Here is a 15,787-nt window from a genome sequence, read left to right as displayed (position 1 = left end):
TAAACACGTCTACTCAATCGTCTCTTTTAATTAGCCAAAGCAAGGATAATATTACCAGAAAAAAGTTGAGTATTATGGGAAATTGAAAACCTAAAAAATACAAAGTATCCTAGTTTGGAGGTTTTTTTATGTTAGATGCAAAAATGATAAGAGCTAATACAGATATGGTTATAGATGCTTTGAAAAAGCGTGGTGTATCTGGTGCCTTAGATGATTTTTTTAAATTAGATGAAGAGCGTAGATCAATATTGACTGAAGTAGAAGAACTTAAAAACTATAGAAACAAATCTTCACAAGAAGTTGGAAAACTCAAAAAAGAAGGACAAGATGCTAGTGAACTAATGGAAAAAGTTCGCGAAATTGGACAAATAATTAAGGACTTTGATAATAGAGTAAATAAGATTGAAAAATCTATAGAAGAAATCCTTTTAAACTTACCAAATCTTCCTCATGATTCTGTGCCACCAGGAGAAGATGAAAACAGTAATATTGAAATTAGAAAATGGGGTGAGATTAAAAAATTCAACTTTACTCCAGCTCCGCATTGGGATATAGGGACTAGCCTTGATATACTAGATTTTGAAAGAGCTGCTAAATTATCAGGGGCTAGGTTTACTGTTTATAAAGGAGCAGGTGCACGACTTGAAAGAGCCATAATTAATTTCTATTTAGACATACATACTTCAGAAAACGGATATACAGAGGTTTTTCCTCCATTTATGGTTAATGGTGAATGCATGGTTGGTACAGGGCAGTTACCAAAGTTTGAAGAAGATATGTTTAAACTAGATGGAAAAGACATGTATATGGTTCCAACAGCTGAGGTACCACTAACTAATTTATATAGAGAAGAAATACTTGATAAAAATCAGTTACCATTATATATGACAGCATACACTGCTTGTTTTAGAGCAGAAGCTGGCTCACATGGTAGAGATACACGAGGGGTTATTAGACAGCACCAATTTAACAAAGTTGAGCTAGTTAAAATAGTTGAACCAGAAAAGTCCTATGAAGAACTAGAAAAACTTACACTAGATGCCGAAAAAGTACTAGAGCTATTAGGTTTACCTTATCGAGTAATGTTACTTTCATCTGGAGATATGGGTTTTTCAGCGGCTAAAACTTATGATGTTGAAGTATGGATGCCTAGCTATAATGAATACAGAGAAATATCTTCATGTTCAAATTGTGAAGAATTTCAATCTAGAAGAGCAAACATTCGTTATAGGCCAGAAGCAAAATCAAAAGTTCAGTATGTACATACATTAAATGGTTCAGGTGTAGCAGTAGGTAGAACTGTAGCAGCAATACTTGAAAACAATCAACAGGAAGATGGTTCGGTTAAGATCCCAGAAGTTCTGATACCATATATGGGTGGATTGGAAGTAATTAGGCCAGAAACAAGATAACTAGAATTGTTGACAATGAATAAATGCTGTGATATACTTTCTTTTGCATTGGACGATGTTCCTAAACGGAGGTGTAGTCTAACTGGTAAGGCACCGGTCTTGAAAACCGGCGGGGTTAACGCCCTTGGGGGTTCGAGTCCCTCCACCTCCGCCATAATATAGTAAAAGAAATGTACGGAGAGATGGCCGAGTTGGCTGAAGGCGCTCGCCTGCTAAGCGAGTAGACGGGTAAAACTGTCTCGAGGGTTCGAATCCCTCTCTCTCCGCCATATTTGCGCCCGTAGCTCAGCTGGATAGAGTAACAGACTACGAATCTGGAGGTCCGGGGTTCGAATCCCTGCGGGCGCGCCATATAAATACTAACTACTTACTATCAATAGAAAATTATAAAAAGAAACCAAAGGTTTCCTTTTCATTATTAAATATAATAGGTGCCCTCTAAACACCATATGGTGGTGATTGTATGACTGATGAGTTATATATGAGAAAAGCACTTCGACTAGCAGAAAAAGCTTATCAACAGGAAGAAGTACCTATTGGAGCTATAGCAGTCTTTGAAGATGAAGTTATAGCTTGGGCACACAACGAAAAAGAAAAAAACAATGATGCAACTGCACATGCTGAGATTCTAGTTATGCAGAGAGCAAGTGAATATTTAAAAAGATGGCGCCTTACTGGTGTTACCATATATTCAACCTTAGAGCCCTGCGCTATGTGTGCAGGAGCAATGATAAACACTAGAATTAGTCGATTAGTCTACGGATCAAAAGATCCTAAGGCAGGAGCAGTTGATTCGGTAGTAAACCTACTTAATAATCAAAGCCTAAATCATCAGGTAGAGGTAGAGGCAGGAATACTACAAGAAGAATGCTCAAAACTATTAAGTTCATTCTTCAGTGATTTGAGGAGAGATGGCCGAGCTGGACGAAGGCGCTCGACTCGAAATCGAGTAGACCGTTAATAGCGGTCTCGTGGGTTCGAATCCCACTCTCTCTGCCAGAGCGCAAACATGTTATTAAAAAATAATAAAATAGATCATGGAGAGATGGCTGAGTCTGGCTGAAGGCGCTCGATTGGAAATCGAGTAGGCGGGTAAAACTGCCTCGGGGGTTCGAATCCCCCTCTCTCCGCCAGCTTATAGAATTTATTAAGGGCTTAAAGGACTATCCTTAAAGTCCTTATTTGCTTTAAAAGAAGAATTATTCTTTGTCACTTTATGGGAGCTCTTGAATTACGAAAAAAAAAGCGTTACAATGTATTGTACGCAAAATATGAATATAAAGAAAATAAGATTTGCCGTGCTAGATGGAGAGGTAGCGGTGCTCTGTAACCTGCAATCCGCTATAGCAGGATTGAATTCCTAGCTGAGGATATATCTTGTAAGGACTGGCTTAAACAGGTGGTGTTGAAATTTGGGTCCGGCGCAACGAAACACCTTGAACCGTGTCAGGTCCGGAAGGAAGCAGCACTAAGAGGTCCATTTCGTGTGACGCAGGGTAGCCTGGATGGAGCTAGCTGTTTAAGTAACGCTTGGAAGGTATATTCGAAGCTAGGTGCACGGCTTAATTAACAAAGATAAAATAGTATAGTATAATAAAAACAGGTTTGTATAAACCTGTTTTTTTAATTAGTAATTAGTAATTATTAATTTTTAATTCTTAATTCTTAATTAAGGTAAGGAAACTATCGTTTCCTTTTATTAAAAATTTATTATGGATTATGGGGGAATTGCTTTGGCATATCTAGCTTTGTATAGAGTTTGGAGACCTCAACAATTTATTGATGTTGTGGGACAAGAAAAAACTGTTACGGCTTTAAAAAATGCGGTTAGAGAAAGCAAACTTTCCCATGCTTATCTTTTTTCTGGACCGCGTGGGACAGGCAAGACCAGTATAGCAAAAATATTAGCTAAAGCAGTTAACTGTGAGCTTAAAGAACAAGGTGAGCCCTGCAATGATTGCTCTTCTTGTAAAGATATAAACAATAATACATTCATGGATGTTATAGAAATAGATGCAGCATCAAATCGTGGTATAGATGAAATAAGAGACCTACGAGAAAAAGTAAGAGTTTTACCTGCTCAAGGAAAGGTGAAAGTTTATATAATCGATGAAGTTCATATGCTTACAACAGAAGCATTTAACGCTTTACTAAAAACCCTTGAAGAACCCCCCAGTTCAGTTTTATTTATATTAGCAACTACGGAGCATAGAAAAATACCACCTACAATACTTTCACGCTGCCAAAACTATACATTTCATCGCTTAACAGATGATGAAATAGTTAACCGATTAAAACAGGTGGCTAAAGCTAACAGTATTGAGATAGAAGATGAATCGATAAAAACTATTTCCCGTAGAGCAGATGGTGGAATGCGTGATGCTTTAAGCATGCTTGACCAGATATATACATATAAAGGAAACAATATTACAAAAAGAGATGTTATGGATGTATTAGGCTTAATTGATGATGAATTTATGGCCAAACTAGTAGGTGCTTCAATTAACAATGACATTATACTAATAACAAAATTGCTAGACTCTGCTTTAAAAGAGGGTAAGGAATCACAACAAATAGCAAAAGAAACTGCTTTGTATCTTCGAGACCTTCTTTTTTATAAACTGCTCAAAGAAAAAGCTGTACTAAGTACAGTTAGTGAACATAATATAAAAATACTATCTGAACAAGAAAAATCAATAACAAAAGAAAAAATATTAGAAGCTATAAAACTAATGCTAGATACTGCAGAAAGAATAAAATTTAGTGATGGACAAAAACACCTATTAGAAATAGCTATTATAAATATGGCTACATTACTAACATCTAATAAAAGTGAAAAAGAAGAAATAAATAAACAACAGCATATACCATTAGACAATGACAATGAGGACCAATTTCAAAAAAATAGTGAGAAAAATGATACCAAAGATATAATATGGAGTAAAATTTTAAAAGAAGTAAAAGATAAAAAAATACCGACACATGCGTTATTAGCACAAGGTAAGTTAATAGGATTAAAAGGGGACACTCTTTACATAGGCTACAAGAAAGGATATAAATTTCATAAGGAAAAAATGGAAGAAAAACAAAATCGAGAAATCTTAGACCAAGCTCTTGAAGAAGTCCTAGGCAAAAAAATAGAAGTACAATTTATCTTTTTAGACGATAATCAATATAACGACATAATCGTAAAAAAAGCTATTGAATACTTTGGTGAAGAAGCAGTTGAGATAAAAGAATAAGCTTTAATTGTGTAAAATATAAAAAAGTTTTATCTTGTGCTATTATCACAATATAATCTAGAATTATAAAAATAAAATATAAATAGGAATTAAGGAGGAAGAATAAAATGAAATTTCCTGGTGGCGGTGGAAACATGAACAAAATGATGAAACAAGCAAAACAAATGCAAGAACAAATCGCACAGATGCAAGCAGAGCTTGAAGAAAGAGAAATTGAAGCATCAGCTGGTGGAGGAGCAGTTACGGTTACTGTTAATGGAAAACAACAACTAATAGGAATTAAAATTAAGCCAGAGGTTGTAGATCCTGATGATGTTGAAATGCTTGAAGATTTGATTACAGCAGCTGTTAATGAAGGAGTTAAACAATCACAAGATATGGTTTCATCTGAAATGGCTAAGATAACAGGTGGTTTAAATCTTCCAGGCATGCCATAATATAACATATTAAGGAGGAACTAACGATGAGGCTTGCCAGGCCATTGGAAACACTCATCGACGAATTAGTAAAGCTTCCTACCATAGGTCCCAAAACAGCTCAAAGACTTGCACTTTATATACTAAAACTACCAGAAGAAGAGGCAAAACAACTAGCAAATGCTATTATAGAAGCTCGAGAAACAGTACATCCATGTCCAGAGTGTGGTTATTTAACAGACAGAAGCATTTGCTTAATATGTACTGATAATACTAGGGATGAAAGTACCATATGTGTTGCTGAAGAAACTAGTGATATCATAGCAATAGAGAAAACAGGATTTAGGGGAAAATACTTTGTTTTAAATAAAAGCTTTCATCTTATGGATGATAACAAATTAGAAGAAATTAAAGTTGCTCCCCTTAAAAAATTTCTATCTAATGGCAAAGTAAAAGAAGTAGTTTTAGCATTAAATCCTGATATAAACGGTGATATACTATCACGTTACATAGCTTCACTAGCCTCAGATTATGGTGTCGTGGTTACTCGTTTAGCGCATGGCCTACCAGTTGGTGGAGATATAGAATTTGCAGATGAGTTAACCTTAAGAAGAGCTATGGAGGGAAGAAAACAATTTTAGCATAATAAGAATACCCTCAGCATATAATGCAGTGGACAAAGTTAAATTAACTTAGGTGCTGTGTATAGGAGGGTGTTCATGAGTTTAATAAACACATGGTTAAAAAAAATAACTAATCTATGGATAATTGAAGAAGATAATATAGAAAATAACAGTGAGACATTGAATAACAATAAATTACTTCTTAATTATGCACATCAAGAGGTAGTGGAAGCAAGAAATCTATTATCTTCAGTTGATGATCCAGAACTAATTGATTATGCAATATTTAAACTACAAGCAGCGGAAAAAAAATATAATTACTTAATAAAAATAGAAAAAACAAAATGAAAGACCCCTTTTACTAGTATATAAAAAATAGCAATAATTTTTACAAAAAGGGGTGAGGTTATGGAAACGCTAAATATTATTATAGCTGCATTATTCTTGCTTGTAATAATATACATTGTAGCACAGGTAATAATGAAGCCGATAAAATTACTATGGAAGGTTCTACTTAACTCAGCAATAGGATTAGTATTACTTATCATTACTAACTATATGGGCGCATACTTTGATTTTAATATACCTATTAATTTAATTACTATACTAATTGCTGGCTTTTTGGGAATTCCTGGTATATTTTTGTTAATTTGTTTTCAACTACTTATAATGTAAATAGATAAAAAAACAACAAAGGCGGATTAGTCCGCCTTTGTTATTTGTGCTTTGTAATATAACTGCAAATATTTAACAGGAACTATAATTCATAAATGTGAGTAATATTTCCTATAAAGAAGATAATTATTGACTCACAATTACTACTAATTTATACTTAATTAAATCCTATGTAAGGCGACAACAGTGTACTTTGTATACATTAACAGGAGGTGTTTTAGTTATAGTAAATAAATCAACAAAAATCATAGAAGCTTATATAGGAGAATATGCTAGTGGGAAAAGTGAGTTAGCAATAAACAAAGCTATCGAATTAAAAAATCAAAATCGTAATGTAACTTTAGTAGATTTAGATACAGTAGAGCCATTTTACACACTAAGACCTCTTAAAAAATTTTTAGAAGAGCAAGGTTTAAACATAATAGGTTTTGGAAGAGAGGATACATTTGGGCTGGGAGAAACCGGGGCAATGCTTCATCCCAGAGCAAAGTGGGCTTTATTAAATGAAGGCGATATTATTCTTGATGTAGGATATGGAGTTTACGGAGCACAAACTTTAAACTTAGTTGAAGGTGCACATGAATCCAAAGAATTAAAAATATTAGCTGTAATAAATTATACAAGACCAATGACTAATTCATTGGAAAAAATAAAAGACTATATTAGGGAATTAGGAAGAGTAGATGGAATAATAGCTAATACTCACTTATCAACTGAAACAACTGTTGAATTGATAAAAAAAGGCAATCAGCAGATAATTAAAGCAGCTCAAGAAATAAAAGTACCTATAGAATACATAGCGATTGATGAAAACTTAGAATCATTAGTTAAAAAAGAAACCTTCGATGTTTCTATAAAGTTTATTAAAAGATATATGCCTGGTGCAATGTGGTGATATTAAAAATTAACAAAGAAAAAAGCGGGAGGTGCATCAAATAAATGACCAATATAATTGGTGAACAAAAAAAATCATTTATAACTGGGAATGAGGCTGCAGCATGGGCTTCTCTTGTTGCAGGGGCTGATGTAATGTTTGGTTACCCAATAACGCCTCAAAACGAAGTAATGCATTACTGGACTAGGTTGGCGCCTAAGTATGATAGACAGTTTTTACAAACTGAAGATGAAATATCAGCAGGCTTTACTGTTTGTGGTGCTGTTCAGGCAGGTAAAAAAGCTTTCACAGCTACAGCAGGTCCAGGAAATGTGCTTATGCAAGAGCCATTCGGAATGGCAGAAGCTATGAGGTTACCGATTCTTAGTGTAATACAACAAAGAGGAGGCCCCTCATCAGGTACTGTTATTTATTCACAGCAAGAAGTAACACTCACTTGTTTAGGTGGAAATGGAGAAGGTCATAGAATAGTATACTCAACTGCAAGTCACCAGGAGATCTATGACTATACCATAAAGGGATACAATATGGCTTGGAAATACAGATTTCCTACATTTATACTAGGGGATGGATATCAGGCAAAAATGCGTGAGCCCTTAGAAATGTATAACCCTGAAGAAAAGGGTATTGAGATGATAAAACCGTACCCATTACTAGGTCTAGATGGAAAAGTAGGGGCAGATAGAGATCCATCGCATCTATGCAACATATATAGTATGGAAGAAGAACTATATGATGTAGTAATTAATTTTAACAAAGATTTTGATGAGATGGCCCCTAATGTAATTGAATATGAAGAAAATCAATGTGAAGATGCTGATATAGTTATAATAGCTCATGGAGTTGTTTCAAGAGCAGCTGATGATGCAGTTAAAGGACTTAGGGCACAAGGGATTAAAGCAGGTAGCTTTAGGCCAATAACCTTAAGGCCGTTTCCTACACAACAACTAAGAGATGCAATAGATAAGAGCAATGCTAAAACAATACTTGTTGCTGAATCAGCATGGGGACAATTAGATAGAATGATTAAATATGAATTATATGGATATACAACTAAAATAGAAAACTTATTCAAACCAGGTGTAGGAATAGTAGACCATGACATTATAGATAAAATTAAGAGTGTAATATAGGGAAGGGGGTAACTTAATTGATAACACCAGCAACACCAAAATCATGGTATCTCCCTTCAAAGCCTCATAAATTTTGCCCTGGATGTGGGCATGGAATAGTATTAAAGGCTTTAGGGGAAGCAATAGATGAGCTAGAGATTCAAGATGAAACTGTTTTTGGTTGTGATATAGGATGCTCATTACTTGCATGGGACTTTTTTGCATGTGATAGCACACAAACACACCATGGAAGAACAACACCAGTAATGGTAGGTATAAAAAGAACCCGTCCAGAGTTAGTGTGTATTGGATATATGGGTGATGGTGGAGGATATTCTATTGGATCACAACACCTAGTAAATGCAGCAGTTAGAAATGAAAATGTTACATTAATTCTAGTTAACAATACTAACTATGGAATGACAGGTGGTCAAATGGCTCCAACAACATTACCAGGTCAAAAGACAGAAACCTCTCCTTATGGAAGAGATGCAGAAACAACTGGTAACCCAACAAAAGGACCTGAATTTGTAGCTGCCTTAACTGGAGAAGGAGCATATGTAGCTAGAGGAACAGTTTCAAAATATAAACAGCTAAAAAGATTTATTAAAAATGCATTAAAAAATCAAATAGAAGGCAAGGGTTTTTCTTTTGTAGAAATATTAGCTACATGCCCTACAAACTGGAGAACAAATGCTCAACAAACCTGGCATTTCCTGGAAGATGAAATGGAACAATACTTCCCAGTAGGGGAGTTAAAATCTTCCCATGGAAAGGGGGACAAATAGGATGTCACTTGTTAGAATTGCATTAGCCGGTGAAGGCGGGCAAGGAGTTCAAGCAGTTGCTGAAATTTTAACTGAAGCAGCATATAATGAAAACAAACAAACAATATATATTCCTAACTTTGGGATTGAGCAACGTGGAGGGGTATCCATAGCTTTTATACAAGTAAGTGAAGAAAGAATAGGAGCACCTAAGTTTCATACTGCAGACGTAGTGATAGCATTAAGTGAACGCTCAGTTTCAAGAACAGCGATGTATTCATCTAACGACACATTATTTGTGCATGATTCAAGTTTTAGTATTGATGAGAATATAGAACTAAATGCAAAAAAAATACTAGGATTACCTGCAATTGATACCTCAAATAACGAATTACACCCAAAAGTTTTTAACATAATTATAATGGGTGCAGTTATAGGTCTTTCTAATGTAGTATCTTTTGAAGCTGCTAAAGAAGCTTTAGAAAGCAAATTAATGCATAAATTTGAACAGAATCCAGATTTAAGGGATTTAAACTATAAGGCTCTTGAAATAGGCAGAAAGATGGCAGAGGAGTCGATAAAGGAAGAGGTGTCTAGAAATGCCTAATAAAATAAAGCCAATTATATTTGATTTAGAAAAAGCAGTTTTTCATATTATTCCACAGTATTGTAAAGGGTGTGGGCTGTGTAAAGAAAAATGCCCTAATGATGTACTAATATGGTCAGATAAATTAGGCGTTTATGGCACACCAATTGTTACCCCAAAAGACGAAGATAGCTGTATAGCATGTAATATATGCGAGCAAGTCTGTCCTGATTGTGCCATAGTAATTAAAAAGAAGAAAAAGAAAAAAGCAATAATTTAAAATTATAAAACCCCGTATTATGGAGAGAAAAGCTTTTAAAAGTAAATATTTTAAATAAAAACATTGTCAAAGTTAGTCTCACATTATATAATGTTTTACGTAAGTTATTGATCAATTTACAACATTAATTTCCAGTCAATTTAACTAAAAAACATCTACAAAAAAACTTGACATATAACTTACAGGGTGATATTATAATTCTTGCGCGCCAGAGAGAGGCGGCAACGATCTTGATAAAACTGAACAGCTGAAAGAATTAGTGCGAAAAGGTCTTAAGGTAATTAAGACCGGCCAGTTAATAAAGAGTTTAAAGCCGATCAAACGGTTAAAAGATAATTTTAATGGAGAGTTTGATCCTGGCTCAGGACGAACGCTGGCGGCGTGCCTAACACATGCAAGTCGAACGGAGTCATTAGACGGAAATTTTCGGATGGAAGTTTAATGTACTTAGTGGCGGACGGGTGAGTAACGCGTGGGTAACCTGCCCATAAGAGGGGGATAACACCGGGAAACTGGTGCTAATACCGCATAAGCTATACGAGTGAAACTCTTGTATAGTAAAGATGGCCTCTGATATAAGCTATCGCTTATGGAGGGACCCGCGTCTGATTAGCTAGTTGGTGAGGTAGAGGCTCACCAAGGCAACGATCAGTAGCCGGCCTGAGAGGGTGGACGGCCACACTGGGACTGAGACACGGCCCAGACTCCTACGGGAGGCAGCAGTGGGGAATATTGCGCAATGGGGGAAACCCTGACGCAGCGACGCCGCGTGAGCGAAGAAGGCCTTCGGGTTGTAAAGCTCTGTTTTAAGGGACGAAGATACACCTGAGTAACATATGGGTGTAGTGACGGTACCTTAATAGAAAGCCCCGGCTAACTACGTGCCAGCAGCCGCGGTAAGACGTAGGGGGCGAGCGTTGTCCGGAATTACTGGGCGTAAAGAGCGCGTAGGCGGAAACTTAAGTCAGTTGTGAAAGACCGGGGCTCAACCTCGGGGTTGCGACTGAAACTAGGTTTCTTGAGGGCAGGAGAGGGCAGTAGAATTCCTGGTGTAGCGGTGAAATGCGTAGAAATCAGGAGGAATACCAGTGGCGAAGGCGACTGTCTGGACTGACCCTGACGCTGAGGTGCGAAAGCGTGGGTAGCAAACAGGATTAGATACCCTGGTAGTCCACGCCGTAAACGTTGGATACTAGGTGTAGGAGGTATCGACCCCTTCTGTGCCGCAGCTAACGCAATAAGTATCCCGCCTGGGGAGTACGGTCGCAAGGCTGAAACTCAAAGGAATTGACGGGGGCCCGCACAAGCGGTGGAGCATGTGGTTTAATTCGATGCAACGCGAAGAACCTTACCAGGTCTTGACATCCAACGAATCTTTAGGAAACTAGAGAGTGCCTACGGGAGCGTTGAGACAGGTGGTGCATGGTTGTCGTCAGCTCGTGTCGTGAGATGTTGGGTTAAGTCCCGCAACGAGCGCAACCCTTGCTATTAGTTGCTAACAATACGGATGAGCACTCTAATGGGACTGCCTGTGACAAGCAGGAGGAAGGTGGGGATGACGTCAAATCATCATGCCCTTTATGATCTGGGCTACACACGTGCTACAATGGATGGTACAGAGAGAAGCGAGGCCGCGAGGTGGAGCGAATCTCAAAAAGCCATTCTCAGTTCGGATTGGAGTCTGCAACTCGACTCCATGAAGTCGGAATCGCTAGTAATCGCGGATCAGCATGTCGCGGTGAATGCGTTCCCGGGCCTTGTACACACCGCCCGTCACACCACGAAAGCTGGCAACACCCGAAGCCGGTGAGCCAACCTCTTAAATGAGGAAGCAACCGTCGAAGGTGGGGTTAGTAATTGGGGTGAAGTCGTAACAAGGTATCCGTACCGGAAGGTGCGGATGGATCACCTCCTTTCTAAGGAGACCTGAAGATGAAATAATTCTTCATATCCTAGGTCGAAGCTAATTCTTTTCAGCTGTTCGTTTTATATATATCATGGGCCTATAGCTCAGTTGGTCAGAGCGCACGCCTGATAAGCGTGAGGTCGATGGTTCAAATCCATCTAGGCCCACCATCAAAAAAACTATAAAGTTATTCACATTTTTGTGGGGGTGTAGCTCAGTTGGGAGAGCACCTGCCTTGCAAGCAGGGGGTCAGGAGTTCGAATCTCCTCATCTCCACCATTTTACTTTTATTAAAACTAGAAGTTTTAATAAAAAATTTTTAATTCTTAATTCTTAATTTTGAATTATTGATGAAAAAGCAAAAGCTTTTTCTTCTTTAATTAAAAATTAAAAATTCAAAATTCGCACCTATAGGTGCGTAGAGTTCTTTGAAAACTGCAAACATGAGTAGGTAAAACACAATTTCACTTAACGAGTGAAGAGAAGTTCTTAATAGCGTGAATTAGGTCAAGATATTAAGGGCGTACGGTGGATGCCTAGGCGCTAAGAGGCGAAGAAGGACGTGGCAAGCGGCGAAACGCCACGGGGAGCTGCAAGCGAGCGTAGAACCGTGGATATCCGAATGGGGAAACCCGTTAGAGGCAAACCTCTAACATCCTTACCTGAAAACATAGGGTAAGGAGGCAAGACCCGGTGAACTGAAACATCTAAGTAACCGGAGGAAGAGAAATCAAAACGAGATTTCCTAAGTAGCGGCGAGCGAAAGGGAAAGAGCCCAAACCTAATATGTGTAAGGCTGCAACCGTTGCATAATAGGGGTTGAGGGGCTATTTAGGAACAACTTGCAGGTTGTTCAAAGCTTAAACTAACTAGTTAGGCGAACGTATCTGGAAAGATAGACCACAGAGAGTGAAAGTCTCGTAGCTAAAAACAAGTTAGAGCTTAAAATAGACCCCGAGTACTGCCGGACACGTGGAACCCGGTAGGAAGCAGGGAGGACCACCTTCCAAGGCTAAATACTCCTTAGCGACCGATAGAGAAGAGTACCGTGAGGGAAAGGTGAAAAGCACCCCGGAAGGGGAGTGAAACAGAACCTGAAACCGTATGCCTACAAGCAGTAGGAGCCCGATTAAAACGGGTGACTGCGTACCTTTTGTATAATGGGCCAGCGAGTTATGGTATTAAGCAAGGTTAAATCTAGAAAGGATGGAGCCGTAGCGAAAGCGAGTCTTAAAAGGGCGATGAGTTTAATGCTGTAGACCCGAAACTGAGTGACCTATCCATGGCCAGGATGAAGCGATGGTAACACATCGTGGAGGTCCGAACCAGAGTACGTTGAAAAGTGCGTGGATGAGCTGTGGATAGAGGTGAAATGCTAATCGAACTCAGAGATAGCTGGTTCTCCCCGAAATAGCTTTAGGGCTAGCGTCAAAGAATTCCTTATGGGGGTAGAGCACTGGATAGGCTAGGGGCCCTACCAGGTTACCGAACCTTCCCAAACTCCGAATACCATAAGGTTAGAAAATGGCAGTCAGTCTATGGGTGATAAGGTTCATAGACGAGAGGGAAACAGCCCAGACCGTCAGCTAAGGTCCCAAAATCTATGCTAAGTGGGAAAGGAAGTAGAGTTGCTTAGACAGCCAGGATGTTGGCTTAGAAGCAGCCACCATTTAAAGAGTGCGTAATAGCTCACTGGTCAAGTGGCTCTGCGCCGAAAATTCAACGGGGCTAAGCATAGTACCGAAGCTACGGAACCGAGAGGTTGGTAGGGGAGCATTCCTAAAAGGCAGAAGCTATACCGTGAGGAGTAGTGGACAATTAGGAAGAGAGAATGCTGGCATAAGTAACGAGAAGGCAGGTGAGAATCCTGCCCGCCGAAAACCTAAGGATTCCTGGGGAAGGCTCGTCCGCCCAGGGTAAGCCGGGACCTAACCCGAGGCCGAAAGGCGTAGGGGATGGACAACTGGTTGAGATTCCAGTGCCACCTGTAAGCCGTTATCAGCGAAGGGGTGACGCAGGAGGGTAGGTGAAGCGCACGGATGGAAGAGTGCGTCCAAGCACGTAGGGTGCCAGGTAGGCAAATCCGCCTGGCAAAAAGCCTGAGGTGTTAAGGGAAGGGAAAAATAGTACCGAAGTCACTGAGCCCAAACTGCCAAGAAAAGCCTCTAGTGAGGAAAACAGGTGCCCGTACCGAAAACCGACACAGGTAGGTGAGGAGAGAATCCTAAGGCGCGCGAGAGAACCCTCGTTAAGGAACTCGGCAAAATGACCCCGTAACTTAGGGAGAAGGGGTGCTCTGCTAGCGTGAATATATAACCATATATGAGCGTGAGAGAGCCGCAGTGACCAGGCCCAGGCGACTGTTTACCAAAAACACAGGTCTCTGCAAAATCGAAAGATGAAGTATAGAGGCTGACGCCTGCCCGGTGCCGGAAGGTTAAGGGGAATGGTTAGCTTTCGGGCGAAGCTATGAACCGAAGCCCCGGTGAACGGCGGCCGTAACTATAACGGTCCTAAGGTAGCGAAATTCCTTGTCTGGTAAGTTCAGACCCGCACGAAAGGCGTAACGATCTGGGCACTGTCTCAACGAGGGACTCGGTGAAATTGTAGTACCGGTGAAGATGCCGGTTACCTGCGATAGGACAGAAAGACCCCGTGGAGCTTTACTGTAGCCTGATATTGGATTTTGGTAGTACATGTACAGGATAGGTGGGAGACTAAGAAGGTAGGTCGCAAGGCTTACTGGAGTCACTGGTGGGATACCACTCTTGTACTGCTGGAATTCTAACCTAGCACCGTAATCCGGTGCAGGGACAGTGTCAGGTGGGCAGTTTGACTGGGGCGGTCGCCTCCCAAAGAGTAACGGAGGCGCCCAAAGGTTCCCTCAGCGCGGATGGAAATCGCGCGAAGAGTGTAAAGGCAAAAGGGAGCTTGACTGCGAGAGAGACATTTCGAGCAGGGACGAAAGTCGGGCTTAGTGATCCGGCGGTACCGAGTGGAAGGGCCGTCGCTCATCGGATAAAAGCTACCCCGGGGATAACAGGCTTATCTCCCCCAAGAGTCCATATCGACGGGGAGGTTTGGCACCTCGATGTCGGCTCATCACATCCTGGGGCTGGAGAAGGTCCCAAGGGTTGGGCTGTTCGCCCATTAAAGTGGTACGTGAGCTGGGTTCAGAACGTCGTGAGACAGTTCGGTCCCTATCCATCGCAGGCGTAGGAAAATTGAGAGGATCTGTCCCTAGTACGAGAGGACCGGGATGGACAGACCGCTGGTGTACCAGTTGTCTCGCCAGAGGCACAGCTGGGTAGCTATGTCTGGGAAGGATAAGCGCTGAAAGCATCTAAGCGCGAAGCCATCCTCAAGATAAATTTTCCCATTCCGTCAAGGAAGTAAGATCCCATCAAGATTAGGTGGTTGATAGGTCGGGAGTGTAAGTGTAGCAATGCATTAAGCTGACCGATACTAATAGATCGAGGGCTTGACCTAAAAATTAAGAACAACCTATCATGTATTGCAGTTTTCAAAGAACTTTAACGCCTCTAGCGAGGCTAATTATTAATTTTTAATTTTTAATTCTTAATTAAGGAAGGCAAACAAATTTGCCTATATATAAAAAGGAAACTACGTTTCCTAACCATAATTAAAAATTAAAAATTGAGAATTCAAAATTAAATAACGAAATGAGATTTCCTGGTGATAATGGCGGAGGGGCCACACCCGTTCCCATCCCGAACACGGTAGTTAAGTCCTCCAGCGCCGATGGTACTGCAGCTCAAGCTGTGGGAGAGTAGGTCGTCGCCAGGTTTTATTTATTTTCTGACCTTTTATGGAGTTTTATAGAAACAGAAGGAAGAGGAAGGAAGCACGGGG

The 15,787-nt window shown here is 39.8% G+C and carries 11 protein-coding genes, 7 tRNA genes, 3 rRNA genes, 1 other RNA gene and 1 pseudogene; all 23 read left to right on the top strand.

Going from position 1 to position 15,787, the window contains the following annotated elements; translation table 11 throughout:
• The first annotated feature begins 128 nt into the window (after positions 1 to 128).
• The 23 genes and pseudogenes from serS to rrf all read left to right on the top strand — a co-directional run bounded on the left by serS (position 129) and on the right by rrf (position 15,721).
• Complete coding sequence (serS, locus tag SYNTR_RS09950) at positions 129 to 1,412, top strand: serine--tRNA ligase (protein ID WP_156204363.1); 1,284 nt, start codon at positions 129 to 131, stop codon at positions 1,410 to 1,412.
• A 67-nt stretch (positions 1,413 to 1,479) separates the two neighbouring features.
• Positions 1,480 to 1,566, top strand: a tRNA-Ser gene (locus SYNTR_RS09945).
• Between the two features lie 22 nt (positions 1,567 to 1,588).
• Positions 1,589 to 1,681 (top strand) — tRNA-Ser (locus SYNTR_RS09940).
• A gap of 5 nt (positions 1,682 to 1,686) precedes the next feature.
• A tRNA-Arg gene (locus tag SYNTR_RS09935) sits at positions 1,687 to 1,763 on the top strand.
• A gap of 112 nt (positions 1,764 to 1,875) precedes the next feature.
• Positions 1,876 to 2,286, top strand: a pseudogene (tadA, locus tag SYNTR_RS09930) (tRNA adenosine(34) deaminase TadA); the annotation flags it as partial.
• Between the two features lie 31 nt (positions 2,287 to 2,317).
• A tRNA-Ser gene (locus SYNTR_RS09925) sits at positions 2,318 to 2,411 on the top strand.
• 40 nt (positions 2,412 to 2,451) lie between these two features.
• A tRNA-Ser gene (locus tag SYNTR_RS09920) sits at positions 2,452 to 2,545 on the top strand.
• A 163-nt stretch (positions 2,546 to 2,708) separates the two neighbouring features.
• Positions 2,709 to 2,973, top strand: an RNA gene (ffs, locus tag SYNTR_RS09915) — signal recognition particle sRNA large type.
• A 172-nt stretch (positions 2,974 to 3,145) separates the two neighbouring features.
• Positions 3,146 to 4,654, top strand: a complete 1,509-nt coding sequence (gene dnaX, locus SYNTR_RS09910; protein ID WP_156204362.1) for a DNA polymerase III subunit gamma/tau — start codon at positions 3,146 to 3,148, stop codon at positions 4,652 to 4,654.
• Positions 4,655 to 4,761: 107 nt separating this feature from the next.
• Positions 4,762 to 5,091 (top strand): YbaB/EbfC family nucleoid-associated protein, encoded by a 330-nt coding sequence (locus SYNTR_RS09905; RefSeq protein ID WP_156204361.1) that lies wholly within the window; start codon positions 4,762 to 4,764, stop codon positions 5,089 to 5,091.
• Between the two features lie 26 nt (positions 5,092 to 5,117).
• The gene (gene recR, locus SYNTR_RS09900) at positions 5,118 to 5,711 is read left to right on the top strand and encodes a recombination mediator RecR (RefSeq protein ID WP_156204360.1); all 594 of its coding nucleotides are present in this window, start codon (positions 5,118 to 5,120) and stop codon (positions 5,709 to 5,711) included.
• A 78-nt stretch (positions 5,712 to 5,789) separates the two neighbouring features.
• On the top strand, positions 5,790 to 6,041 hold the full coding sequence (locus SYNTR_RS09895; protein ID WP_156204359.1) for a DUF2508 family protein: 252 nt from the start codon (positions 5,790 to 5,792) through the stop codon (positions 6,039 to 6,041).
• 60 nt (positions 6,042 to 6,101) lie between these two features.
• Complete coding sequence (locus SYNTR_RS09890) at positions 6,102 to 6,368, top strand: pro-sigmaK processing inhibitor BofA family protein (RefSeq protein ID WP_156204358.1); 267 nt, start codon at positions 6,102 to 6,104, stop codon at positions 6,366 to 6,368.
• A 193-nt stretch (positions 6,369 to 6,561) separates the two neighbouring features.
• On the top strand, positions 6,562 to 7,263 hold the full coding sequence (locus SYNTR_RS09885; protein WP_243140186.1) for a hypothetical protein: 702 nt from the start codon (positions 6,562 to 6,564) through the stop codon (positions 7,261 to 7,263).
• Between the two features lie 44 nt (positions 7,264 to 7,307).
• Complete coding sequence (locus tag SYNTR_RS09880; RefSeq protein WP_156204357.1) at positions 7,308 to 8,396, top strand: ferredoxin oxidoreductase; 1,089 nt, start codon at positions 7,308 to 7,310, stop codon at positions 8,394 to 8,396.
• Positions 8,397 to 8,413: 17 nt separating this feature from the next.
• Complete coding sequence (locus tag SYNTR_RS09875) at positions 8,414 to 9,163, top strand: thiamine pyrophosphate-dependent enzyme (protein ID WP_156204356.1); 750 nt, start codon at positions 8,414 to 8,416, stop codon at positions 9,161 to 9,163.
• 1 nt (position 9,164) lies between these two features.
• The gene (locus SYNTR_RS09870) at positions 9,165 to 9,749 is read left to right on the top strand and encodes a 2-oxoacid:acceptor oxidoreductase family protein (protein ID WP_156204355.1); all 585 of its coding nucleotides are present in this window, start codon (positions 9,165 to 9,167) and stop codon (positions 9,747 to 9,749) included.
• A complete protein-coding gene (locus SYNTR_RS09865; protein WP_156204354.1) occupies positions 9,742 to 10,008 on the top strand; it encodes a 4Fe-4S dicluster domain-containing protein in 267 nt (88 codons plus the stop codon). Before SYNTR_RS09870 ends, SYNTR_RS09865 begins: the two co-directional genes overlap by 8 nt.
• A gap of 338 nt (positions 10,009 to 10,346) precedes the next feature.
• Positions 10,347 to 11,924 (top strand): 16S ribosomal RNA (locus SYNTR_RS09860).
• A gap of 83 nt (positions 11,925 to 12,007) precedes the next feature.
• Positions 12,008 to 12,084, top strand: a tRNA-Ile gene (locus SYNTR_RS09855).
• A 33-nt stretch (positions 12,085 to 12,117) separates the two neighbouring features.
• Positions 12,118 to 12,193, top strand: a tRNA-Ala gene (locus SYNTR_RS09850).
• Positions 12,194 to 12,419: 226 nt separating this feature from the next.
• Positions 12,420 to 15,403 (top strand): 23S ribosomal RNA (locus tag SYNTR_RS09845).
• 203 nt (positions 15,404 to 15,606) lie between these two features.
• Positions 15,607 to 15,721 (top strand): 5S ribosomal RNA (rrf, locus tag SYNTR_RS09840).
• The 16S, 23S and 5S rRNA genes sit together here with 2 tRNA genes alongside, the layout of an rRNA operon.
• Positions 15,722 to 15,787: the final 66 nt, after the last annotated feature.

The organism is Candidatus Syntrophocurvum alkaliphilum (assembly GCF_009734445.1).
Lineage (GTDB): Bacteria > Bacillota > Syntrophomonadia > Syntrophomonadales > Syntrophomonadaceae > Syntrophocurvum > Syntrophocurvum alkaliphilum.
This window is presented reverse-complemented; position numbering and strand designations above follow the sequence as displayed.

Excerpts from the sequence above, each read along its gene's own strand:
- serS (WP_156204363.1), top strand. The coding sequence starts at position 129 with ATGTTAGATGCAAAAATGATAAGAGCTAATACAGATATGGTTATAGAT.
- SYNTR_RS09880 (WP_156204357.1), top strand. The coding sequence starts at position 7,308 with ATGACCAATATAATTGGTGAACAAAAAAAATCATTTATAACTGGGAAT.
- SYNTR_RS09865 (WP_156204354.1), top strand. The coding sequence starts at position 9,742 with ATGCCTAATAAAATAAAGCCAATTATATTTGATTTAGAAAAAGCAGTT.
- SYNTR_RS09890 (WP_156204358.1), top strand. The coding sequence starts at position 6,102 with ATGGAAACGCTAAATATTATTATAGCTGCATTATTCTTGCTTGTAATA.
- recR (WP_156204360.1), top strand. The coding sequence starts at position 5,118 with ATGAGGCTTGCCAGGCCATTGGAAACACTCATCGACGAATTAGTAAAG.
- SYNTR_RS09870 (WP_156204355.1), top strand. The coding sequence starts at position 9,165 with ATGTCACTTGTTAGAATTGCATTAGCCGGTGAAGGCGGGCAAGGAGTT.
- SYNTR_RS09895 (WP_156204359.1), top strand. The coding sequence starts at position 5,790 with ATGAGTTTAATAAACACATGGTTAAAAAAAATAACTAATCTATGGATA.
- SYNTR_RS09905 (WP_156204361.1), top strand. The coding sequence starts at position 4,762 with ATGAAATTTCCTGGTGGCGGTGGAAACATGAACAAAATGATGAAACAA.